The sequence below is a fragment of the Microbacterium sp. I2 genome, from assembly GCF_051364985.1.
Lineage (GTDB): Bacteria > Actinomycetota > Actinomycetes > Actinomycetales > Microbacteriaceae > Microbacterium.
On record NZ_JBLWIH010000019.1, the window covers coordinates 54,976 to 77,116 of the forward strand.

At 65.8% G+C, this 22,141-nt stretch carries 16 protein-coding genes; 6 read left to right on the forward strand and 10 right to left on the reverse strand.

What is annotated here, in order from left to right; genetic code table 11:
* Positions 1-24: 24 nt before the first annotated feature.
* The 3 genes from ACLKM7_RS13935 to ACLKM7_RS13945 are packed head-to-tail and all read right to left on the reverse strand — an operon-like array spanning position 25 to position 3,203.
* On the reverse strand, positions 25-1,125 hold the full coding sequence (locus tag ACLKM7_RS13935; protein ID WP_436447761.1) for an acyltransferase family protein: 1,101 nt from the start codon (positions 1,123-1,125) through the stop codon (positions 25-27).
* Positions 1,125-2,261 (reverse strand): NAD-dependent epimerase/dehydratase family protein, encoded by a 1,137-nt coding sequence (locus ACLKM7_RS13940; RefSeq protein ID WP_436447762.1) that lies wholly within the window; start codon positions 2,259-2,261, stop codon positions 1,125-1,127. Before ACLKM7_RS13940 ends, ACLKM7_RS13935 begins: the two co-directional genes overlap by 1 nt.
* A 51-nt stretch (positions 2,262-2,312) precedes the next feature.
* A complete protein-coding gene (locus tag ACLKM7_RS13945) occupies positions 2,313-3,203 on the reverse strand; it encodes a glycosyltransferase family 2 protein (RefSeq protein ID WP_436447763.1) in 891 nt (296 codons plus the stop codon).
* Between the two features lie 73 nt (positions 3,204-3,276).
* Here ACLKM7_RS13945 and glf point away from each other — a divergent pair, with 73 nt between their 5' ends.
* The 4 genes from glf to ACLKM7_RS13965 all read left to right on the forward strand — a co-directional run bounded on the left by glf (position 3,277) and on the right by ACLKM7_RS13965 (position 6,460).
* Positions 3,277-4,413 (forward strand): UDP-galactopyranose mutase, encoded by a 1,137-nt coding sequence (gene glf, locus ACLKM7_RS13950; protein ID WP_436447764.1) that lies wholly within the window; start codon positions 3,277-3,279, stop codon positions 4,411-4,413.
* A gap of 22 nt (positions 4,414-4,435) precedes the next feature.
* Positions 4,436-5,242, forward strand: a complete 807-nt coding sequence (locus ACLKM7_RS13955; RefSeq protein WP_436447765.1) for an ABC transporter permease — start codon at positions 4,436-4,438, stop codon at positions 5,240-5,242.
* Entirely contained in the window at positions 5,242-6,000 is a 759-nt protein-coding gene (locus tag ACLKM7_RS13960) for an ABC transporter ATP-binding protein (protein ID WP_436447766.1), read from the forward strand. Before ACLKM7_RS13955 ends, ACLKM7_RS13960 begins: the two co-directional genes overlap by 1 nt.
* A 106-nt stretch (positions 6,001-6,106) precedes the next feature.
* Complete coding sequence (locus tag ACLKM7_RS13965; protein WP_436447767.1) at positions 6,107-6,460, forward strand: hypothetical protein; 354 nt, start codon at positions 6,107-6,109, stop codon at positions 6,458-6,460.
* A gap of 15 nt (positions 6,461-6,475) precedes the next feature.
* On the opposite strand, the gene ACLKM7_RS13970 is transcribed toward ACLKM7_RS13965, so the two are convergent.
* The 6 genes from ACLKM7_RS13970 to ACLKM7_RS13995 all read right to left on the reverse strand — a co-directional run bounded on the left by ACLKM7_RS13970 (position 6,476) and on the right by ACLKM7_RS13995 (position 17,152).
* Entirely contained in the window at positions 6,476-8,788 is a 2,313-nt protein-coding gene (locus tag ACLKM7_RS13970) for a glycosyltransferase family 2 protein (RefSeq protein WP_436447768.1), read from the reverse strand.
* A gap of 8 nt (positions 8,789-8,796) precedes the next feature.
* On the reverse strand, positions 8,797-11,325 hold the full coding sequence (locus tag ACLKM7_RS13975; protein ID WP_436447769.1) for a glycosyltransferase family 2 protein: 2,529 nt from the start codon (positions 11,323-11,325) through the stop codon (positions 8,797-8,799).
* Positions 11,322-13,451, reverse strand: a complete 2,130-nt coding sequence (locus tag ACLKM7_RS13980; protein WP_436447770.1) for an acyltransferase family protein — start codon at positions 13,449-13,451, stop codon at positions 11,322-11,324. Before ACLKM7_RS13980 ends, ACLKM7_RS13975 begins: the two co-directional genes overlap by 4 nt.
* A gap of 129 nt (positions 13,452-13,580) precedes the next feature.
* Positions 13,581-14,843 carry a nucleotide sugar dehydrogenase gene (locus ACLKM7_RS13985; protein WP_436447771.1) on the reverse strand — a complete coding sequence of 421 codons (1,263 nt, stop codon included), beginning with the start codon at positions 14,841-14,843 and terminating at the stop codon, positions 13,581-13,583.
* 190 nt (positions 14,844-15,033) lie between these two features.
* The gene (locus tag ACLKM7_RS13990; protein WP_436447772.1) at positions 15,034-15,984 is read right to left on the reverse strand and encodes a class I SAM-dependent methyltransferase; all 951 of its coding nucleotides are present in this window, start codon (positions 15,982-15,984) and stop codon (positions 15,034-15,036) included.
* A 310-nt stretch (positions 15,985-16,294) separates the two neighbouring features.
* The gene (locus ACLKM7_RS13995; protein ID WP_436447773.1) at positions 16,295-17,152 is read right to left on the reverse strand and encodes a hypothetical protein; all 858 of its coding nucleotides are present in this window, start codon (positions 17,150-17,152) and stop codon (positions 16,295-16,297) included.
* Between the two features lie 265 nt (positions 17,153-17,417).
* Between ACLKM7_RS13995 and ACLKM7_RS14000 the strand changes: the two genes are divergently transcribed.
* Positions 17,418-18,407: a hypothetical protein gene (locus ACLKM7_RS14000; RefSeq protein WP_436447774.1), complete on the forward strand. Its 990-nt coding sequence runs from the start codon at positions 17,418-17,420 to the stop codon at positions 18,405-18,407.
* Between the two features lie 36 nt (positions 18,408-18,443).
* Here the strand turns inward: ACLKM7_RS14000 and ACLKM7_RS14005 are convergent, their stop codons facing one another.
* Positions 18,444-20,840 carry a glycosyltransferase gene (locus tag ACLKM7_RS14005; RefSeq protein ID WP_436447775.1) on the reverse strand — a complete coding sequence of 799 codons (2,397 nt, stop codon included), beginning with the start codon at positions 20,838-20,840 and terminating at the stop codon, positions 18,444-18,446.
* A gap of 250 nt (positions 20,841-21,090) precedes the next feature.
* On the opposite strand from ACLKM7_RS14005, the gene ACLKM7_RS14010 reads away from it, so the two are divergent.
* Positions 21,091-21,942, forward strand: coding sequence for an ABC transporter permease (locus ACLKM7_RS14010; protein ID WP_436447776.1), 852 nt, complete (start codon positions 21,091-21,093; stop codon positions 21,940-21,942).
* The last annotated feature ends 199 nt before the right edge of the window (positions 21,943-22,141 follow it).

Sequence of the window (22,141 nt, forward strand, 5' to 3'; positions counted from 1 at the left end):
TCTACCAATCGGGCTCTGGCCGGATCAGGCGGCGGCGCCCGTCGCCGGGGCCGCGATGACGGCGTTCGGCTTGCTCCGCGATCGGCGGGTCGCACGCATGACCGGGCGCTCGATGAGCAGCCAGCTGGCCGTAGCGAAGACGACCGTTGCGAGGATGTTGACACCCATGAAGACCCATACGCCTGCGCCGGCGACACCGAGCAGGACGAGGAGCTGGGCCGTTGGCCACGCGTAGATGTAGAAGCCGTACGAGATGTCGTGCTTCGCGATCAATCGCGGCTGCGGCACGACGGTGCTCAGCCAGAGCAGTCCGTAAGCGAGCAGCGGCGCGGCCAGCTGTCCCCCGAACCCGGGAAGGAAGATGATCGGCACCAACGCACCGACAAGGCTCACGATCCCGATCCAGGTCCGCATGCCCCAGCGCTCGAAGACCACGTACGCGACAACTCCGCCCATGAAGTACGGAAGGAGCTTGAACAGCAGTGTGAAGTCGCCGTCCAGTCCGAGACGGACCCAGAACGACATCGTCGCCTGCACGCCGACCGACGCGAGCCAGAGAGCGATCGGGAACCACGCCGTGCGCCGGAAGATGGCGAGGAATCCCAGCGTCCACACGATGATGTAGCAGAAGAACTCGTAGTACAGCGTCCACAGCGAGCCGTTCCACGCGCCCTCGTAGGGGACCGTCTGGAGCGTCCACGAGATCGTGTACGAGTTGACCTGGAGCCCCATGTTGCCCCAGATGTATTGGAGCGGTGTGACCGGCGTCGTGAAGAACCCCGCGAGATCGCCTCGTTCGAGAAGGCCGGCCAGCGGCGCGAAGACGAGTGCGGTCACGACGAGCACCACGAGGAACGCGGGGTAGATCCGTGCGATCCGGTGCACCAGGAACTCGCCCGTGGAATGCCGGAATCGGCTTCCGGTGATCAGGAAGCCGCTCAGCACGAAGAAGCCGGCGACCGCCCACCCGCCGAGGTTCTCGCCGTGGAGCATCGGCCCCGTGCCGTTGCCGGTGATGTAGAAGGCGTGGGCGAACAGCACGAGGCCCGCGAGGATGAGCCGGAAGAGATTGAGGCTGTTGCGGCTGTGCGGGAAGGCGCGGCTGGAGGTGGGGGCGGTGACCATTACTTGAGAAGGCTCCGCTCGGCCATCTCCTGCAGCGAACGCTCGTAGCCGCTCTCTTCCACCGGCTCCGTGAGCACCCACTCCACGAAACGGGCGACACCGGTGCGGAAGTCGGTCTGTGGCTCGTAGGCGAGAACATCGCGCAGGCGTGTGATGTCGGCGACGTTGTGGCGGATGTCACCCAGCCGGTAATTGCCCGTCACCGCAGTCGGCACTTCGGTGTCGAATGCCGCGAACAGCGCGGCCACGACCTCGTCGACGGTCGTGGCGATGCCGCTGCCGACGTTGATGATGTGCCCGGCAGCGGCATCGACGGTCGCTGCACGGAACGTAGCCTCGACGACATCGTCGATGTAGACGAAGTCCCGGCTCTCCCGCCCGTCTTCGAAGATGTTGATCCTCTTGCCCTGACGGATCAGCGTGGAGAAGATCGACAGGATGCCGGTGTAGGGATTCTTCAGGGACTGGCCCGGTCCGTAGACGTTCTGATACCGCAGCGCAACAGGCTCGATGCCGATCGTCGGCGCGACGGTCATCACCAACGATTCCTGCATCTGCTTGGTGATGCCGTACACCGACGACGGATGCAGCTTCGCGGTCTCGTCCGTCGGGATCATCACGATCTCGCCCTCGCCGGGCAGATGGACCTCGAAGTCGCCTGCGGCCATATCGGCGTCGGCTCGATGCGGGGGATAGACAGTCCGGCCGTCTGAGGTGCGATAGGCCCCCTCTCCGTATATCGAGCGCGACGAGGCGATCACGAGACGCTTCACGGAGTGCGACTCATTGGTGAGGAGGTCGAGCAGCTTCGCCGTGCCGCCGACGTTGGCCTCGACGTACCGGTCGATTTCGTACATCGACTGGCCGGTACCGGTCTCCGCGGCGAGATGGACGACGGTCTGCACGCCCTCCAGCGCAGTGCGTACGTCGTCGCGGGACGTCACCGTCCCTTCGATGACCTTCGCGATTCCCTCCAGCGACGTCAGCAGAGCGGACGTGGTGCGAGGATCCTCTCCGTGCACCTGCGGCACCAGCGAGTCCAGCACCGTCACCGTGTGGCCCGCCTCAGCGAAGCGTCGCGCCAGACGCGTGCCGATGAAGCCTGCGCCGCCGGTGATGAGCACGTGGTGGGGCATCCGTCACTCCAGGGAAAGGGGGACGCGCTCGTTCGGAACGCAGCCCGCGCGTTAGATGGCGAAGATGTGCGCCAGCGTAGATTGTAGCCCGGCACCTGTTCCGTGCCTGATCACGCGGGGAACTTCCGAGACGCCGTGCAGACGCGACATCAGCCGCAGCCGCGCGGTGGCGGCGGTCCTCCTCCAGCCTTTCGAGGTGGCGAGAGCGCGCGCCTGCGCGTAGTAGGTCCGCTCGTCTCGGAACCGCCGGCCGTCCAGCAGCGTCTTCTGCGAGGCGCTGGCGCCGTGACGCCGATACGAAAAGGCCAAGGTGGGGTTGTAGGCGAGGCATCCGCCTTCGAATGCGATGTCCATGAGGAGCGCCAGATCCTGAATGATCGGCAGTCCCTCTCGAAAGTCGATGCGCCGCATGGTCTCGGTGCGGAACGTGAGGGACGGCCAGTAGAGCCAGTCACCCCGGATCAGGCTCGTCGCCATCGCCTCTGCCCGCAGGACCGCGATGCCGCGGCCGCCGCGGGGCGCGAGGAGCCCCGTCTTCACGCGGTCGACGAGCGGACGCACGACGGATCCGTGCTCATCGATGACCTGCACACCGGGCTGCACCACGTCCGCGTCGGGCACCGCGGCGATGGAAGCACGAACCACATCGAGATAGTTCGGATGCATGAGGTCGTCGCAGCCGAGGATCGTGATGTGCTCGGATGTCGCGCGACGGATGGCCTCGCGGTAGTTCTCGGTGATGCCGAGGTTGACCTCGTTGCGCACGTAGACGACGCGGTCGTCGTCGAGTCCCGCGAACCATGCCGCGACGCTCTCGTCGGGATAGCAGTCGTCGATGACGATGAGCCGCCAGTCAGGATCGCGCTGGGCACGGACGGACTCGACGGTCGAATAGAGCAGCCCGGGGTCGCCCCAGAAGGGGACGAAGATCTCGTGTGTCATGGCGCGACGAGCCTACGAGATCAGCCTGGGAGCCGCGCAATCCACCCGTCTGCCGGAAGGTAGCGTTGGCCCTATGGATCTTCTCGTCGTCGGCTCCGGATTCTTCGGCCTCACCATCGCGGAGCGGGCCGCGGCATCCGGTCGCAGAGTCGGTGTGATCGACCGTCGCCCGCACATCGGCGGCAACGCCTACAGCGAGGATGAGCCGACGACAGGCATCGAGGTGCACCGCTACGGCGCGCACCTGTTTCATACGTCGAACCCGGCTGTCTGGGAGTACGTCAACCGGTTCACGACGTTCACGAGCTACGTGCATCGCGTGTACGCGAACCACAAGGGCGTCGTGTACCCGCTTCCCATCAACCTCGGGACCATCAACCAGTTCTTCCAGGCGGCGTACTCGCCGGAGGAGGCCAGGGCACTCGTACATGAACTCGCCGGCGAGTTCGACGCGAAGGACGCTGCGAACCTCGAGGAGAAGGCCATCGCGCTCATCGGGCGTCCGCTCTACGAGGCGTTCATCCGTGACTACACGGGCAAGCAGTGGCAGACCGACCCGAAGGATCTGCCTGCCGAGGTCATCAGCCGACTGCCGGTGCGTTACACCTACGACAATCGCTATTTCAACGACACGTGGGAGGGTCTGCCGACCGATGGATACACCGCCTGGCTCGAGAGGATGGCGGACCACGCGAACATCGAAGTCAGGCTCGACACCGACTTCTTCGACGAATCCCAGCCGCTGAGCAAGAAATCGACCGTCGGGCAACTGCCTGTCGTCTACACCGGCCCCGTCGATCGCTACTTCGACCACGTCGAGGGTGCGCTGTCGTGGCGCACGCTGGACTTCGAGGAGGAGGTGCTCCCGGTGGGCGACTTCCAGGGAACGCCCGTGATGAACTACTCGGATGCGGAGGTGCCATACACGCGCATCCACGAGTTCAAGCACTTCCATCCCGAACGCGCCGACCGGTACCCGACCGATGCGACCGTCATCATGCGCGAGTACTCACGGTTCGCGTCCCGTGAGGACGAGCCGTACTATCCGGTCAACACCGCGGAAGACCGTGCCCGGTTGCTCGCGTACCGCGAGCTGTCACGGGCTGAGGCGGACGTCCACTTCGGGGGTCGCCTGGGCACCTATCAATACCTCGACATGCATATGGCCATCGGATCCGCGCTGTCGATGTGGAACAACCAGCTCGCGTGAGACGCGCAATAGACTCGATCCCGTGAGCACAGCCGCCGTCGGCACCCCCGGATCGCCCCGGCGCTATCTCCACTCGCTGTGGCTGCTGTCGGCGCGTGACCTGAAGGTCCGGTACTCGACGAGTGCTCTCGGGTACCTGTGGTCGATCCTCGATCCGCTCGTGATGAGCGCGATCTACTGGTTCGTCTTCACCCAGGTGTTCCAGCGGACCGTCGGGCACGAGCCGTACATCGTCTTCCTCATCACCGCGCTCCTGCCATGGGTGTGGTTCAACGCGGCAGTCTCCGACTTCACGAGGGCGTTCAAGAAGGACGCGCGCCTGGTGCGCTCCACGGCGATCGCGCGTTCGATCTGGGTGAACCGCATCGTTCTCTCCAAGGGAATCGAGTTCCTCTGCTCCCTGCCTGTGCTTGCCCTGTTCGTCGTGATCTCGCAGTTCTCGGAGGCGCCCGCGCAGGTCGGCTGGGGACTGCTGCTGTTTCCGGTCGCTATGCTGCTGCAGACGGTGCTGCTCCTGGGCATCGGCCTGCTCGTCGCACCGCTGTGCGTGCTCTGGACCGACCTCGATCGCACAACGAAGCTCATCCTGCGCGTGCTGTTCTACGCGTCACCCGTCATCTACGGTGTGGAGAATCTTCCGGGTGCGTTCGAGACCCTCGCCGCGTTCAATCCGCTGTCAGGCATCTTCGCGCTCTACCGGGTCGGTTTCTTCCCGGAGGAATGGGACCCCTGGGTCATCGGCGTCGGGGCAATCCTCTGCTTCGCCATCCTGGGTCTTGGTGTCTGGGTCTTCCGGCGGCTTGAGCGTCCCGTGCTGAAGGAGCTGTGATGGCAGAGGCATCCCCGGCATCCGCCCATGCGATCGAGGTCGCGGACCTCGGAGTTCGGTTCCGTCGCAACCGCGGTGGACGCCGCAGCTTCAAGGACCTCTTCGCGGGGTCGGAGCGTCGCGCGCGCCCGGATGAGTTCTGGCCGCTGCGCGACGTGTCATTCACGGTGGCACCAGGCGAGTCGATCGGTGTCGTGGGTCGCAACGGTCAAGGCAAGTCGACCTTGTTGAAGCTCGTCGCGGGAGTGCTCCTCCCCGACGAGGGCACCGTGCGGGTCAACGGGGGCGTCGCGCCTCTCATCGAGATCACGGGCGGATTCGTGGGCGATCTCACGGTACGCGAGAACGTCTACCTCGCAGCGGGACTGCACGGGATGCCTCGCTCCCACGTCGCCGGCAAGTTCGACGAGATCCTCGAGTTCGCCGAGATCGGCGACTTCGTCGACACGCCCTACAAGCACCTGTCCAACGGCATGAAGGTGCGTCTCGCGTTCTCGGTCGTGTCGCAACTCGACGAGCCGGTGCTCCTGGTCGACGAAGTGCTCGCGGTCGGTGACAAGGCGTTCCGAGAGAAGTGCTATCGGCGCATCGACGAGCTTCTCGAAGACGGCCGCACCCTCTTCTTCGTCAGCCACAGCGAGCGTGACCTCCGCCGCTTCTGCAAGCGCGGCCTGTACCTCGACAAGGGTCGCCTGGCGATGGACGCCTCGATCGAGGACGTACTCGATCGGTACAACGCCGACTACGCCGCGGGCTGACCGTTCGTCGTCGTAGGCTGAGGCCCGCCGTCGTCAATGGGCGAGGGCGAAACTCGATTAGCCTGTTCGTCGGGCGATCGCCGCCCACGTTCCAGGGAGAATCACCATGCGCAAAGTCGGCACGTTCCACATGCTCGTCGCGATCGTGGTGGTGCTCGGTCTGGGCTCGACGATCGCGGCCGTTCTGGGCGCTACCGCGTTGGCGATTTCACTCGTCGGGTTCGGGCTAGCTGTGACGGCCGTGCTCCTGTGGAGCATGGATCGCCGCGCGCGGGCTGCGGCCAGCCAAATTCGCCGATCGGTCGATCAGGCGACCCGGCAGTCGACGAACCGCATCGTCGGCGAAGTTCAACGCGTCGAGACGCTCGTCGATGCGATGCAGCGCCGCGTTGTCGCATCCGTGGAGTCCGCGAGAGTCGAAGCGGCCGACCGCCACCGCGCTTCCGCCACCGCGAAGTAAGCGTTCGCCCTCTCGTCAGGTGAGAGTGGACACCTTCTCGAACCAGGATCGAACGGCGGCTTCCGTCGCCGCTTGATCGTTCGGATCGAGCGGGCTGCTCTCGGTCGGCGCTTCAGTGAGAATTCGCTCCAGGAGGTCGCCGAATCCAGCACCGCTGGCACCTTCCGGATGGTCTTCCGGTCCGAGGAGATGCGTGCGCACGCCCCAGATCCGTGCGTCGTCAACCAGTCGATCGAATTCGATTCCGCTCGCCGGGCCGATGATGATCAGGTCCGTTGCTATGGCGGTCGTGGTAGCGGCTGCCCCGGCGAGCGGCGTCCCCCAGAAGAGCCTGGGCGACTGTGCCCCGACGCGACTCCGGATGGCCTCACGCACGCCCTCTGCAAGTCGCACTCGGACGTCCAATCCGCCTCCTGCAAGGGCAGAACTCACTGCCGCCGTCTGATCCAGGACGTCGGGAGCGATCCCGATGGGAGCAACCACGACGACGGGTCTCGGTCGGTGGAGCGGTCGCCGAACCTCTCCGGGCATGAAAGGCGGAAACGGTCGGTCGAGCACCTCGGCACTCGCGTGCGGCGGGACCGCCAGCGCCGCCGCTCCGCGCGGGCTCCACACCGCTCGCGAGCCCCAGCGGTGCTTGATGATGGCCTCGGTGGTGCCGATCGCACCTGCCGCCCGCGGAGTCGCATCGAGAAGGACGACCATCGCCGGAGCTCTTGCGCCCGGCTCGGTGTCTGGGAGGTACTCGAGGACCTCCGGCTCAATGACAACGAGGGAAGTCGTCTTCACAGGCTCGTCCCATGGGACAGCCTCGACTGTCCCCGCAGCCACCAGTTCCTGAACGGACGCCATCAGCCCCGGTCCCCGTCGCCCGTCGAAGTTCAGGCTCTCGGCGTGGACGAGTGCGATCCGCACACCGTCTGCTGCGAGGAGTCGGATCCACTCGACCGCGTCGCGAGCGGCGTTCGCGTCGCCGCGCCAGTCTCCCACCACGACCAGATCGAACTCGGCGGGAGGCGCAGCCTGGTCGAGACGAAACCTGTGCGGAGCTGGGAAGCGCCGCACCGCACGAGCAAGGTTTGGCGAGGCGCCCAACCGAATCTCCTCATGCCAGCGACTGTAGGCGGATCGGTAGAGGACTCGCGCAGGATGCTTCCAGGTCGCGCGGAACTCACTGCGCGAGAGCGATCCTTCGCCCAGCCGAACCCACATCAAGGGAATGTCGAGGTCGATGCTGTACCCAGGCAGTGCGGCAGCCATCCGCTCCTGGAACTCTGTATCGGCAGCCTTGCGTACCTCGTCATAGCCACCTAGGACGGGCCAGACTTGTTGACGCCGGAACATGAGCGTGGCCGCAGCTGGCGCACGCACGGGCGTGCCTTGCCGGGAGAACACCAGCGAACCAGAGCTGCGCAGAGACTGCGCCCGGACGGCGTGGATCAGTGGGTTCTGCTCGAGGACTGCCAGTTGTCTCTCAATCCGCTGGGGATGAGACCAGTCGTCAGCGTCCTGGAACGTGACATACGCGCCGCGCGCCTGGTCGATGGCGGTGTTGCGAGCGACATAGGTGCCGCCGTTCTCCGACTGATGGATGACTCGTACGCGCTCGTCGAGTGCCGCTACCCGCGCATATACGTGCGAAAACTCCGGGCCGGACGCATCATCGATCACAAGGACCTCAAGATCGGCCCATGTCTGGGCCAGGATCGAGCAGACGGCGGTGTCCAACGCTCGGTCCGGTCGGTATGAGCTGATGATGACAGACACAAGATCGCCGCGTATCGTGCCAGGCTCGACCTGCGTGGTGAGTCGGTCGATCGGCTCGTAGCCTTCGTCTGCCGGCACCGGCCCCAGCGCTACTGGCGCGAGGTCGCCGAGGAGAGGCTGGATCGTTCGCAACCACCCCAGCTCCGACAGGCCCGGCGTGCGGAATGGATTGGCCAGGTCGGCGTCGAGCATCTGTCGCCGGGTCCTGCTGAGCCCACGCAGTTTTCCGGTCGCGACGAGGTGCAAGACTCGCGCATCCTCGCGGAGGAGAACGAGCAGCTCGGCGAGCAGCACCTGGTACCGGGCGGGGAGCTTGACCGATTCCAGTGCCTGCAAGAGCTGCGACGCTGCGAGATGAGCCGCTTCAGACGTGGTCGCGCGGGTTCCGCGTTCGTAGCCGGCTGCCGCTAGCCACCCTGGGTCGCCGGACCGCTCGGCGACGAGGTCGAGGAGTGCCTGTGCCCGGGAGGATGCGGTCCGGTGGGCGACCCAAGCCACAGTGCTGGCCGGGAGGTCCGCGGCCAACAGTTCTGCGGCGCGGGAGTGCATCGTATCGTCCATCGCGTCCGTCAAGACTGCCTCCCGTCGATCTGAAGGATTCCGGGAAGAGACTGCTCTGCGAGAGCACTGGGGAACTGCTCCCGCACCGAGGCCTGCGCACGCGCGACGACGGCGGCGTACTCGTCGGGGTCTACGAACAGCCGTCGTACCACGTCCGACACCTCGTCGGCGGCGGCATACACGGCCGCATCTCCGAGGACGCCTGCGAAGGAGGGCGGAACCACCGCGACCGCACCGGCAGACACGGCGTCGATCACACGAGGGACGACCTGATCCACGCGCTGGGTGCCGGTGGACGAGATGAAGAAGTCAATCTGCCTGTAGAAGGCGCGTTGGGTGATGTCGTCGGGGCGGTACAGCAGCCAATGGTCCGGGACGGGATCCAGGAGTTGGGATAATCGCGGCGGCGCAGCAATCAGCCGCACGTCGAACGCCTGGTCATCCGGAAGAAGCGCCAGCAATTCCTGGGAGGTCGCGGGGACCCCGTCCTCGCCTGCTCCAATCACCGCGCCGATGATCGGGCGGGCGCGCCGTGTGCTTCGACTCATGCTGGTTTCCAAGGTCAACCCAGCCGGAAGATCGGTCGAGGCAACGCTAACGCCTACGATGCCGGCCAACGCGGTTCGAACGCGCTCGCCGCCCGGAATCCACACCGGGTCGACCCCCCAGACGGCCTTGACCACCGACGTCACCGAAGCGGCATCGTACCGGTGGGGGCTCGATGTGGGCTCGCTTGGGGGGGATGACGCGAGGACGACGACCTCATGGACCTGGACAGCCGGCATGCGATCGGGCGCATAGTTCAACACGGCCGGATCGCCGAGCAAGAGTCGTCCGACGATGACCGGGTCGTCGGGGAGCACCTGGGTAACTACCCCCTCAAACAGAAGATCGCCGATGTCCCGACAAATCGTCTCGCTCACGCAGTCGAGCGCTCGGGGCGATTCGAGATGCATGACCCCAACGCGCCGTCCGCGTGCCACAGCCGAGTGCACTTGCTGGAGCAGCGCACTCTGCGCTCCGCCGAGCTCGCGCCAGTCGGCCACGAACAGGAGGTCGAAGAGCGCATGGTCGGGTTGGTGACCCGTCCCCCGGAGGAACGCGCGCGGCGCCGGAAACTTGCGGACCTCCGCGGAGGGCGAAAGCCATGATGCCGCGCCGCTCGAGATGGCTCGATGCCAGCGTTGGAAGCCATCGCGATACGCATGCCTTGCCGGATGCCACCATCCCGGCTTGAAGTCCGACCGGGAGAGCGAGCCCGGGTCCAGCCTCACGAAGGCCAACAGATCAGGCATCACGGTGACGCGACGGCTGTAGTGTGCAGCGATCCGCAACTGGTACTCCGTGTCTGCCGCCTTGCGGACGTGGTCGAAGTACCCGAGCGTCTCGATCGTCGAGCGCCGCAGCATGAGCGATGACACGTTCGGCCGTGTCGTGCGGTAGCCCAAGAGTTGAAGCTTCAGGTCGGGCGTGCACCGGATGGAGCGGCTCATTATGGCGGGAAGGGTCGGGTCGTCGAGCAGTCGCTGGGCTTGGCGTGCGATTCGCTCCGGATGCGACCAGTCGTCCGAATCCTGGAACGTAACAAAGTCGCCACGTGTCTCCGAAAGTGCGCGATTTCGCGCACCATAGGTGCCGCGATTTTCTGGTTGAATCAGCACGCGGACTCGTGGGTCCAGGGCCGCGACACGGTCGAGGATATCGATGTACTCCGGACCGGACGCGTCATCGACTACCAGCAGTTCCAAGTTGGTCCAGGATTGGTTGAGGATGGACCGTACGGATGTCAGAATCTCGGGCCCCGGGTGGTAGGCCGACATGATGATGCTCACGAGCGGACCGTCGACCGGTTTCGGAATGCTGATCGGCCGAAGCCCGTCAAATGGAGTCGGGGCATCGGCATCCACAGTCACCCCAGCGACTATGGCGAGCATCCGAGCCAGGGCTTCGTTCCAACTGACGCTGCCGACCCCTTCGGCGTCTGCAGCCAGGTCGACCTCGAGCGATAGCCGTTCATTGGAATCCAGAGCGGCGAGAAGCTCCTCGTCCTGGCGCAATCGAGCGCCCTGTCCGTTGATCCAGAGGAGCTGTGCGTAAGTGAGTGCGTCGGCTGGTGCCCAAGAACTGACGGGGAACAGAACTCGAGCGATGTCGTGAAGGCGGAGACCGTCGAGACCATCGGTCTCGTCGAGCCCCTGGAGCGCAACAACACGTCCTAGCGCCCGCCACCACGCGCCCAGTGTCTCGGCAGCGACGAACGGCGATCGTCGTGTATAGGCATCCTCGGCGATGCGCTCCACACTCGCGGACCGGACGTTCGAGAGCAGCTCCTCGAATGAAACGTCCGGATCAAGGCCATGCGCGAGCACCCGCCGTGCTTCCCACGCCCGTAGGCGCAATGCGGACCGTACGAACGCATCGAGTCGAGCCGGTGAGAGCGCAACCGCCGCCACGTCGGACTCCAGAACGGCTCGATCCACCGCCCGATTCCGGACATCGATCTCGCGATCGTGTCGCTGGGGGTTGCTGCGGGTCATTCGGCCGAGGCTTTCACGAGTGGCTCCAGGCGCATTGAGAGAATCGGTTCGAGCGAGCGGAGGTACGTGTTGGTGAGATGCGACCCTTGTCGGTAGACCAGCACATCGCCCACGATGGGAGGGCAGGTCGTTTTGTTGCAGATGGCGTCCGTCATGTCCACGACATCGACCTCGGGCACCTTCTCCGCGGCCGCGAGCAGGGCGACGGATCCACTTTGTTTCGACCCGAGCTGCCGATCGAACGCACAATCTGCCAGATCGTCGACCTCGGTGACGCACTTGTAGATCTCGCCTCCGCCCGGCCTCACCCCCGACGGGGCGGGGTTGTCGAGCAGAGCGATGACATCGATACTGTGGTCCTCGAGAGTGGTCCATGTCCGCACCAGGGCGTCGCGCATCTCATCCTTCGAGTACTCCGTCGTCCCAGGAAGGTAAGCAGTGCTGTGGCGCTGTGACGTGATGACGGCGTCGGGTGCGAGCTGGAGCACCTGATTCATCAGCGCCTTGTTGTACTGCGGGCATGCCACGTATGGCTCGCCTTCCGACAGTTCGCGAAGGCCGTCCGAGAACGCGCAGGCCGCCTTGGTCGCGAGGAACATCCTCCATCCCTGTTCCCGGGCGATCTTGCCGAGCACGTCCGCCCACTGCTGGATCTTGGAGTCGCCCACGACCACGATCGTTACTTCGCCGTGCTCCGCCCCAATTGAGCAAGGCTTGGGGTCGACGGCGTCGAAGCCGCGACTGCACCCGTCGACGGATGACGTCGGAACGTCTTTGGTGGCGGCCGCGGCTGCGGGGATCATGGTGGAAAGTGTTCCCGCCAGCTTCACTCCGCGCACAGAGTCCGCGTCGAACGTGAGGGTCGCGCCGCCCCGTGGGGCGCTCGTTTCGGGTGACGTCGTCGGCGTCGATGGAACGGCGAGGATCAGCAGTAGTCCCGCTACTACCGCGATGGCGGTGAAGTTCACACCGACGGAGAGTGACATCGCCGTCGATTGCGAGAGACGCTTCGAGAATCGGATGGGATTCTCTACAAAACGGTTGCTGAGCCACGCCGGGATGAAAGAGGCCGCCATCACAATCAGCCCGACCTTCTGGCCGGGTGAGCCGAAGAGGTTTCCCGCGGCAATCAGGAGCGGCCAGTGCCAGAGGTAGAGCGAGTACGACAGGCCTCCGACCCACACCATCGGCCGTAGACCAAGCAGCCGGGCGGATCCGCCCTGGTCGGCGGTGCCTGCGACGATCACCGCGGCGGTGCCGAGCACCGGAACCAATGCCAGCGAGCCTGGCCAGCGCGCAGAAGTGTCGATCAGCAGAACCGCCGCGAGTATTGCGGCGAGGCCTGCCCATCCGATGCTCCGTGCAGCAATCGTCGGCAGCTTCGCCCACAGTCCGACGCCCACGGCTACCAGCGCGCCGACACCGAGCTCCCAAAGTCGGGTCGTCGTCATGAAATAGGCGGACTCCGGTGACGAATCCGTCGCAATGACCGACCAGACCAGTGAAGGAAGCACGATGAGGGCTAGACCAGCACCCATCACCGCACGGAGGTTCCATCTCGATTTGCGTACGATAAGAACCACGATCAGCAGCAGAAGTGGCCAAACGACGTAGAACTGTTCCTCGACGGACAGCGACCAGTAGTGCTGGACGGAGGATGCCGTAATTCCTTCGGCGAGGTAATCAACGGACCGGGCCGCAAGCAGCCAGTTCTCCACATAGAGCGCTGCGGCCACGATATCGGCGCCCGAGGTGCTCCAATCAACCGGAGACGCCGTCAACCAGATGAGCACGGCAGTGACGACCAGCACCAGAGCTGCGGCGGGCAGCAGCCGACGGGCGCGACGCGCGTAGAACCGCGCCATCGACACGCTCCCAGTCCGTTCCACTTCACGGAGGAGGAGGCTCGTGATGAGGAAGCCGGAGATCACGAAGAAGACGTCGACGCCGACAAATCCGCCGGGGGCGAACTGCATCCCCGCGTGAGAGAGGAGGACGCTCCCGACGGCGACTGCCCGCAATCCCTCGATGTCTGGGCGGAACTGAGAGCCGGCCCTCTCACTCGCCGGGCCCCCCGCGGCAGGCACGGACGCGTGTGCCTGCGTCGGCGCGACGGGGCCGCCCATCAGCCGAGATCCTTGCGGCTCAAGGGCGGTCGATGTTCCGTGAGGCCGCCTCGTGCGCCCGCAGCACCCATGAATTGACGGTTCACGATCTACTCCGCGCGGACGTGATCTGCGCCTGGAGAAGATGGCTCATAGGCGAATGGCATGCGTGGACGTCGTCGCCCCACGGGTGTCGAAGAAGCGCTGCGAGGCTTCAGCGATGGCCTCAGCGTCGTACGACCTGTGGTTCTGCACCAGGATCACCAGGTCGGCAGTGTCCACGGACTGATCGAGATTTGCCACGCGGTTTAGCGTCGTGCCGTTCACGCGCCACTTGTCGACGTTCGGATCGTGGAAGACGACGTTTGCGCCCTGGCCGATGAGCGAAAGTGCGAGCGGAACCGCCGGCGACTCGCGTTGATCCGCGATATCAGGCTTGTACGTCACGCCGAGAAGGAGGATCGTCGAGCCCCGGAGTGCCTTGGAATCCTCGTTGAGGATGTCCTGTGCTCGGCGCGCGACATAGGCGGGCATCGTCGCGTTGATCTCTTGAGCGAGCTCCACGAAGCGGAACGGGTAGCCGAGTTTGGACCGAACGTTGTGGCTCAGATAGTTCGGATCGATGGGGATGCAGTGCCCGCCCACCCCCGGTCCGGGGTAGAACGCCTGGAAGCCGAACGGCTTGGTTTTGGCAAGCCGGATCACATCCCACAGGTCGATGTCGAGCTCGTGACAGAACCGCGCCATCTCGTTGACGAGGGCGATGTTGATGTGCCGGTACGTGTTCTCGAGAAGCTTGGCGGTCTCAGCTTCTCGGGCGCCGCGCGCAGGGACGACAGTGTCGACGAAGCATCGGTAGAAGTCGGCTGCCTGCTGAGTCGCCAGAGGAGTGAGACCGCCGACGACTTTAGGGGTGTTCTTCATCCCGTAGACAGCGTTACCCGGGTCGATCCGCTCGGGCGAGAACGCGACTTGGAAGTTCTCGCCAGCGGTGAGCCCGCTGAGCTCCTCGAGGAGAGGAGCGATGATTTCTTCTGTCGTGCCCGGGTAGGTCGTGGACTCCAGGATCACGAGCATGCCTTCGCGCAGGTTGCGTCCGATGGCCCGCGTCGCCGACATCACTGCGCCCAGGTCGGGCCCGCCGTCGTCGGATAGCGGCGTGGGTACACAGATGACCGCTACCGTCGCGGACTGAAGGGCGGCCTCATCAGCGGTCGCGCGGAACCCGGCGGCGAGCATCTCCTCGATCGCCGCACCGTCAAGGTCATCCACGTGGGAAGTGCCGCTGTTCAGGCCGCTGATGACCTGAGGGTCGACATCGAGTCCGACAACAGTCAGCCCGGCCCGAACAGCCTCGCGGGCCAAGGGAAGACCGACATAGCCCAGCCCAAGAATGACGACATCGGCGGACATGAAGACTCCTGCTGGCGTTGCGGGGGCGAGGTAGGGGAGGCAGCGCGGGAGCGCTGATTCGCGTCGTTGAGCTTAGCCGACCCACTGAGGACCCGAGAACCGACGCGCTACGTCGCTCCTGGAAGATGCAGAACCGCGCACGTGTGGCCAGGCATCGTCGTTCGACTCGGCGGATCGCTCCTTTCGCGCGTCAGCCGGCGAAGGTGAGGATCTCGATGCCGAACCCGAGGGACTCGATGTGGCGGAGCCGCGGTTCCTCCTCGAGCCAGAACTCCAGCATCTCTGCCTCATCCGACCGGTCGGTGTCGTCTGCCACGATGATCGCGTCCTCCGCGAGGCTTGCGGCGAACGCCGGCAGGGCGGGGTAGCGCGCATGTTTCCCAGTCGATTGAGGTGGGCCGTCCACCACCAGTACATCGATCGGCTCGGTGAGGTCAGCCGGGTCGAATGCGTACCAGGAGAACTCTCCGCGTGGCGTCTGTCGGAGCGAGAGCGGCGCAAGACGCACTTCGACGAAGTCTTCCAATCCGTGGGCGGCCACGACGGCACGCGTCTTGTCCGCGTACTCCGGCAGGTGCTCGAGGGAGACCACTCGTCCGCGCCCGAGCCGCTTCAGCGCATACCCGATCCAGAGCGTCGAGGTCCCGCTCCCGCACTCGACGACAGTCGTCGCGCCCTTCGCTTCGATGGTGTCCACGAGTGCCAGGATGCCGCTCGGGCTCAGCGCCCAGCCGCCGACGGGAGGTAGTCGAGCCTCGGGCGAGTACCGGGTGAGCAATTGCTGCAAGGCTTGGATGTCGGTCATCAGTTCGCGGTGGAGGAGCCGCACTTGTCGATTCGTCGCGCGCTCGAGCTGGTGGATCTCGCGCATCTCCTTCTTCACGGCGTCGATCGCGCGCAGCAAGCTGACGTCGTGCTCGTTGCGGGCGCGCGTGCGGTCGGCCCGTTCGCTGTCCAGCTGTTCCTTGAGCGCGTCGCGCTCGACTTGCGTGCGTGCGAGCTCCTCTCGCAGCGCGTCTCTCTCGGATCTTGCTTGGTCGCGTTCAGCTCGCGCCCCCCATCCCAGGCGCGAGCTCCTGGCAGCGGTGCCAGCCTCAGCCCTTTCGGCGGGGCTGGAGCTGTGGTCGTTGCCTCGGCTCATGTCTTCCCGTGCATCCTCGTCCCATATCGCTGTGCTGGGCGCGCACTTCGTCGCGGTCGAAACCGGCTAGGTTCCGCTCTTTGCTGGCAGCTTGCCAGGGCTATCGGGAACACTACGACGCGGCGCGCAGTGTCGGCCCTGAGGGGCTCCGCGAAGCCGCCACGGTTCGGGGCATCCGCTTCTGGCTCGTCTACCATCTCCCGCCCCTGTACGCGGCGCTTCCGCCTCTGGCGGCTCATCAATCGGGCCCCCGCAATCACCGCGGATGACGGCGGGCATCCGCCACGTTACGCCGCGCGGAGCCGGCATGCTACCGGCGCCGGACCGAGGCGGCCGCAGCGCGGAACGCGACCTCATATGCGGCGTGTGTGGCAGCCAGACCTCGGTCGTCGAGCGCTGGGCGGCCACTTCTCTCCACGCTGCGGATTGCGACGAACGCGTCGTCGACGACGCGTGCTGTGATGGCTCGATCACTCACCTGCACCCAGCCGGGACCGACCTGTGCGGCGAGACGAGTCATCGCCTCAGTGCGAGGCACGAGGACCGGGCGTTCGAGGGACAGCGCAAGGAAGACCAGTTGCAGGTCGCTCATTGTCTCGACCGTCGGCAACACCACGAGCTCAGCGGAGCAGATCTCCTGAACCTGGCCGCCGTCCGACAAGCGTTCGAGCCGCGCGGACACCGTTGCTGCGTGCCGCGCGACGGCCGCGCGCACCGATTCCTCCAGCTGGCGCGAGGCCATGCCCGCGAGTCGGAGCGAGAGGTTCTCGGTGTTCGTCACCTGTGGGATCGGGAGGAGATGCTGGGCCTCTGCGGGTATTTCGCCCGCGGAGACGCACAGGATGCGGCCGCGGACCATTTCACTGCGCGGGTAGCCCACGTAGCGTTCGCGGAAGTGCGGATGGGTGATCACCGTCGTGCGTCCGACGTCGGGAGTACGGGTCGAGTCGTCGAGGATCACGAATGTCGTAGTCGCCCGGTCGAGCACCCGCGTGGCCAATCGCAGCGCCCGACTCGGCCTCCGCTGCTTGCCGGAGGAGTGAAGCGTTCTGACGAGCGCGATGCCGTGGCGGCGGAGGTTCCGCGCGAGGACAAGCGCGGCGATCAGGCGTTGGAAGTCGCTCGCCCCCCGTGTCCCGAGGAGGTGATCGAGCTTGGGTTCTGCCACATGCACAACGTCGACATCGAACGCAGCCAGCGCACCCTGAGAGAAACGGAACTCGATGGCGGTCGGCGAACCCACGACCTGGTCGACATAGCGAAGAACGGGTGCCGGGGGGCGACCAGTTTCATGGACGACAAGGCTCGACCGGGCGTCGTTCGCCCGATTAGGAGGGTGCACCTCTCCATACTAGGTTTGGCGCCTGGAGGTCGGACCTGTGCAGGATGTCTTCATTCAACCGTCCGGCCAGGACGACAATCTCGGAGATTCGGTGTTGCGTGTCGGGCTGCTGCGCGCGCTGCGTGGCGACGACAGACGACTTCACCTGCTCCTCGAAGGACAGTCGTCCGACTATCTCGCCGCGATGCCGTTCGACGGCGACACGATCCTCTACCGCGAACGACCGGCTTGGCTCGAGGCGAGCAGGCAGGCGCGGGGGGCTGTGTTCGCCGTCAACGCCGGCGAGACGAATCCGACTCCCAAGCGACCTTTCCCCCATCCTCAGCGTGTCGCCGAGGCGCGGGGCGTGCTGGGTCGCGGTGGTGTCGTGATCGCTGCAGGCATCGGGTTCAAAGATCCCGCCGCAGCATCCGAGGTCGCGTTCGACGGCATCCTCCGAGACGCGTCCGTAGTCGCGTGGCGGGATGCTGCTACCCGCGGTGCGGCCGGCTTCGGCGGCGTCGCCCCGGACTGGGGTTTCGCCCTCGGATCCGATCCGTCGACATGGACCCCGTCCGACGAACGCCGGCTCATCGCTGTGACCCTGCGGTTCGACCGGCCCTGGCCGGACGACCGGTGGTTCAGCATGGTCCGCGGGCTGGCCGCGAGGACTGGCAGGAGCATCGTGACAGTCGCTCAGGTCGCGCGCGACGCACCGCGAGCTGTGCACCTCGCGCGGGCCCTCGAGGGCGAGTACCTCGTTGCACCCAGCACGAGGCACGACGACGTCGATTCATTCATCAGGTCGGTGTACTCGCGCTCGCTGGCGGTGGTGAGCGACCGCGCACACGCCCTCATCATCGGGGCCACTGAGGGGGCGTATCCGGTCGGCTCCGCGGCGAACCCGGAGAAGGTCCGGCGGCTGCTTGATGTTGTCGGCCTGGGGGAGCTGACCGGCGACCATGCTGGATTGGCCGAACGCACCGAGGACCTCGTCGGTGCGCTCCCCGGTCTCGCGGTCGGGGTCGATTCAGGCCGTCGCGACCTCGCGGCGCTCACCAACCGCATCCGTCAGGCGATGAATGCGGTCGCCTTGACCTGATCGAGCTTCAGGAACCGGCTCGGGGGTGCGGTCGAATCAGCCGCGCCACGGTGCGAGCGAGACCCTCGCGCGATCAGCGAGCGGCCGCAGTCCCGGAACGAGCTGCACCAGCGTGCGAGCGAGCGGCGCTGCAGTCCGCCATGTGCGACGCCCGAGCGAAGACGCCGCACGGCGCGCCGCGGCCGAACGGCCCTTCGTCGCGAGGCCGGAACCATCGGGTGCGGCGTCGATTTTGGTTCGCAGGCCCGCATTCTGCTCTGCGAAGAAGATCATCAGGTCGAGCAGCCGGCGGGCGTCGTCCAGGGTGGGCTCAGGAGACGACTCGGCGGTGAGTTCTCCGGTCACCACCTGTTGATAGATGCGCGCGAAGTCGCGGGAGCGCTCGCGCTGGGCGGCGACCAAAGACGATCGCGACAGCTCCTCATACCGGGCGGGTGAGGCGAACGCATGCGCGATCTTCGCGGCGAGATCGGCCGCGTCACCTTGCGTCGCGGAGACGATGCCGCGATTGTCCTGGGCCACCGCGAGCCACGGAAGCTCATACATGAACACCGGGAGGCCGCGTGCCTGAGCCTCCGCGATCGTGAGGGGATATCCCTCGATGATGCTCGTATTGACGAACGCGTCCGCGCTGTCGATCGCCTCTACCAGCGCCTGTCCTCGCCGTGGCCCGACTGCTTCGATGTACCCGTTCAGACGTCGCTTGCGAGCCAGAGCATTGAGTCGCTCGGCCGTCCAATCACCCCAGTCAGGGCCGATCACGGTGAGACGGAAGTCCGGGACCAGCCCACGCAAGTGGTCTGCGACATTCAGGAGCTCGCTGACCTTCTTCGTCCGCTCCTCGAGCCGACCCCACCAGATGAGGTGCAACCGACCTTCAGGCGCCCGCCTCGCTTCGGAGACCTCGGCGGATTGCAGCAGCAGAGGCGACGGCGGGTTGGGGACATACGCGGCTTGCGTGACCCCGCGCAGCTTCCAGAATGCCGCATCGAGCGGCGACAGCGAGACCAGCGTTTCGAGCAGCGGGGCGTTTTCTGTCAGCAGCGCATGCAAACCGTTGAGATCGTAGAGCGGGCGTCCTGCGAAGCTGTGGAGCCAGCCGATTGTCGGGACGTCGACCGTGCGGGCCGCGAGCGCGTACTCGGGCCAGTCCCTGCTGTAGAGGACCTGGTGGTCGATGATCACATCGATGTCGTGTGCGCGACAGATCTCCGCCCATTCGACGAGACGTTCGGGGAGTCCGCGTCCTGCCATCTCGATGAAGGTCGCGCCCTGGGGAACCGCGCCGTGATCGCTCCCTTGCCGTCGGGCGACGATCGTCACACGATAGCCCGCCTTCATGAGGAAGTCGGCCTGGGCGATGAGGACTGCCGAGACGCCGCCCGTCGTCAGGATCCGGGTCGTGAGAAGGATCCCTCGCGGAGTTCTGCGCCGGAGTGAGATGGGCTTGCTGTGGCGCTTCAGAGCCGTCAGCGAGTCGGGGTAGAACCGGGCGGCGGCGACCACGATGTCGGTCGCCGACGCGCAGGTGTGGAGATGCTCGAGTACGGCCGGGCGCAGGTCGCGATCCGCGTGCTTGAGCAGGTATGCGCATACATACCCGATGATCGACAGTCGCGCCGACTCATAGTTGTCCAGCAGAGTCGCGGGCTCACTGCTTTCGCGCGCGAGCGCGCGGACGGCGGGCGCTATGCTCTCCGCCGCGCGAATCGCTTCCGTCTGGAAGCGGGCCTCGGCGATGCCGGCGATCCCGCGACCGCTGCCGCCGCGACCGAAATGGTAACGGTAGAGATGATCGGGAATCGAGACGTACCGGGTGGCCAGCGCCGCCACGAGGTACATGATCGGCAAATCGTTGACGCGGGGGAGGACGAGGTCGGCGGGAAGCAGCGCGTAGGCGTCGCGCAACAGCTGGGTGCGGAACAGCATGCGCCAGAGCTGGCCCTGCGCGGGCTGGTCGACCGGAAAGAGTCCCGCCAGAACGCCCTTGTCCTCGAGAACCTTGTGCCTGGGGCTGAGACGGGATTGGTAGCCGTCCAGAACCCGGCCGAGGTCATCGACGACCTCGACACCGAACCCGACGAGGTCTGCATGGTGCCGCTGTGCGACGGCGAGCGACTTCTCAGCCGCCTCCGGCTTGAGTTCGTCGTCGCCGTCCAGGAACAATACGTGGTCGGCCGTCGCCGCGAGGATACCGGCCCGCCGCGCCTGGAATGCCGACGCGTTGCGTTCCTGTCGGATCACGCGGACGCGCGAGTCGCGCGTCCGGAAGTTCTCGATCACTGCCGCGGTGCCATCGGTCGACGCGTCGTCGACGCAGATGATCTCTATGTCGGTGAGGGTCTGCGCGAGGCAGCTTTCGAGTGCCGCGGCGATCGTCGACTCATCGTTGAAGACGGCCATGACGACGGAGACGCGGGGCGCGGGATGCATGGGAGCTCCGTGGTGTGCGTAATGGCGGGCACGGGTTCGCGACGCGGGTACGTCGGACGGTACGCGACCATATGAGGAACGGTGCGCCACCATACCAGGTCGTGAAGCGCGCGGCCCGGCCGCCCACCCGGGCATGGCGAGAAGGGTCGGTCTCAGGTTCGGACGATGTGAGGCAGAATGATCGCAAGACTTGTGTGCGCGGGATGGTCCCACGGCGTACGCGGCGGTAAGAGAGGTAGCGGGTTCCTTGGTGGATGCACGGCGCCACGCCCCCGCGGACGGGCTCTACGAGGTGGGTCGGCGCCCGGCGTTCGCCGCCTACGTCGTTGAAGCTTGGCGTCGCCGCGGCTTCGCCCTGACACTGGCAGGCTACCGCCTCATTGGAGGGCTGCTTCAGAATCGGCTCGGCGTGCTGTGGATCGTGCTCAAGCCGGTCCTGACAGCGATGATCTACGGAACGATCTTCGGGTTCGTCCTTGCGCCCGCCGCGCGGCCGGCGGACTTCGTGCCCTACGTCCTGACGGGGGTGTTCGTCTTCGAGTTCTTCACCGGCTGCTTCTCCGGTGGTGCTCGCTCCATCACGGGCAACGCGCGTCTGGTTCAGAGCCTGGGCTTCCCCCGGATCCTCCTGCCTTTGTCGGTGGTGGCCGAGCAGGTGATGCGAATCGTTCCGACGATGCTGCTGCTGGGCATCCTGCTTCTTGTCTTCGGGGTCCCGATCACCTGGTCGTGGCTGCTGGTGATTCCGATCCTCGCGCTGATGGCGGTCTTCAACTTCGGTGTCGCGCTGATCGTCGCCCGCATGTCAGTCTGGACCCGCGACGTGCAGCAGTTCATACCCATCATCAACCGCGTGCTCTTCTACGTGAGCAGCGTGTTCTTCCAGGTTGATCTGGTTTTCGCCGACAATCCGTTGCTGCTCACGATCGCCCACAGCATCCCGACCTACGACTTCATCGCCCTGGTACGCGGAGTGATGCTCGTCGATCATCCGGCGCCCCTCCTCGCCGTGATCCTCGCCCCGCTGTGGGCCGTGCTCGCGCTCGTCGTCGGAGTGGTGTACTTCTGGCACGCTGAGGCCAGGTACGGCCTCAGCGAATGAGTCGGTCCGGTCTGTGGGCGCGGTCCCGAGCATTCGTCCGGCTGGCGTGCGCCGACGAGGATGCGCATCGTGTCGCTCTCCCCGCCGGAGGCGAGTCGTCGTGCTGGCGCAGGTTCGCCATCGCCGCTGACCCGGTGCACCGGCATCGGTCCAGGGAACCGGAGCCACAGCGGTAGAATCACACGGTGAGCGACGCATT

Excerpts from the sequence above, each read along its gene's own strand:
- ACLKM7_RS13935 (WP_436447761.1), bottom strand. The coding sequence starts at position 1,125 with ATGGTCACCGCCCCCACCTCCAGCCGCGCCTTCCCGCACAGCCGCAAC.
- ACLKM7_RS13940 (WP_436447762.1), bottom strand. The coding sequence starts at position 2,261 with ATGCCCCACCACGTGCTCATCACCGGCGGCGCAGGCTTCATCGGCACG.
- ACLKM7_RS13945 (WP_436447763.1), bottom strand. The coding sequence starts at position 3,203 with ATGACACACGAGATCTTCGTCCCCTTCTGGGGCGACCCCGGGCTGCTC.
- glf (WP_436447764.1), top strand. The coding sequence starts at position 3,277 with ATGGATCTTCTCGTCGTCGGCTCCGGATTCTTCGGCCTCACCATCGCG.
- ACLKM7_RS13960 (WP_436447766.1), top strand. The coding sequence starts at position 5,242 with ATGGCAGAGGCATCCCCGGCATCCGCCCATGCGATCGAGGTCGCGGAC.
- ACLKM7_RS13965 (WP_436447767.1), top strand. The coding sequence starts at position 6,107 with ATGCGCAAAGTCGGCACGTTCCACATGCTCGTCGCGATCGTGGTGGTG.
- ACLKM7_RS13970 (WP_436447768.1), bottom strand. The coding sequence starts at position 8,788 with ATGGACGATACGATGCACTCCCGCGCCGCAGAACTGTTGGCCGCGGAC.
- ACLKM7_RS13975 (WP_436447769.1), bottom strand. The coding sequence starts at position 11,325 with ATGACCCGCAGCAACCCCCAGCGACACGATCGCGAGATCGATGTCCGG.
- ACLKM7_RS13980 (WP_436447770.1), bottom strand. The coding sequence starts at position 13,451 with ATGGGCGGCCCCGTCGCGCCGACGCAGGCACACGCGTCCGTGCCTGCC.
- ACLKM7_RS13985 (WP_436447771.1), bottom strand. The coding sequence starts at position 14,843 with ATGTCCGCCGATGTCGTCATTCTTGGGCTGGGCTATGTCGGTCTTCCC.
- ACLKM7_RS13990 (WP_436447772.1), bottom strand. The coding sequence starts at position 15,984 with ATGAGCCGAGGCAACGACCACAGCTCCAGCCCCGCCGAAAGGGCTGAG.
- ACLKM7_RS14005 (WP_436447775.1), bottom strand. The coding sequence starts at position 20,840 with ATGCATCCCGCGCCCCGCGTCTCCGTCGTCATGGCCGTCTTCAACGAT.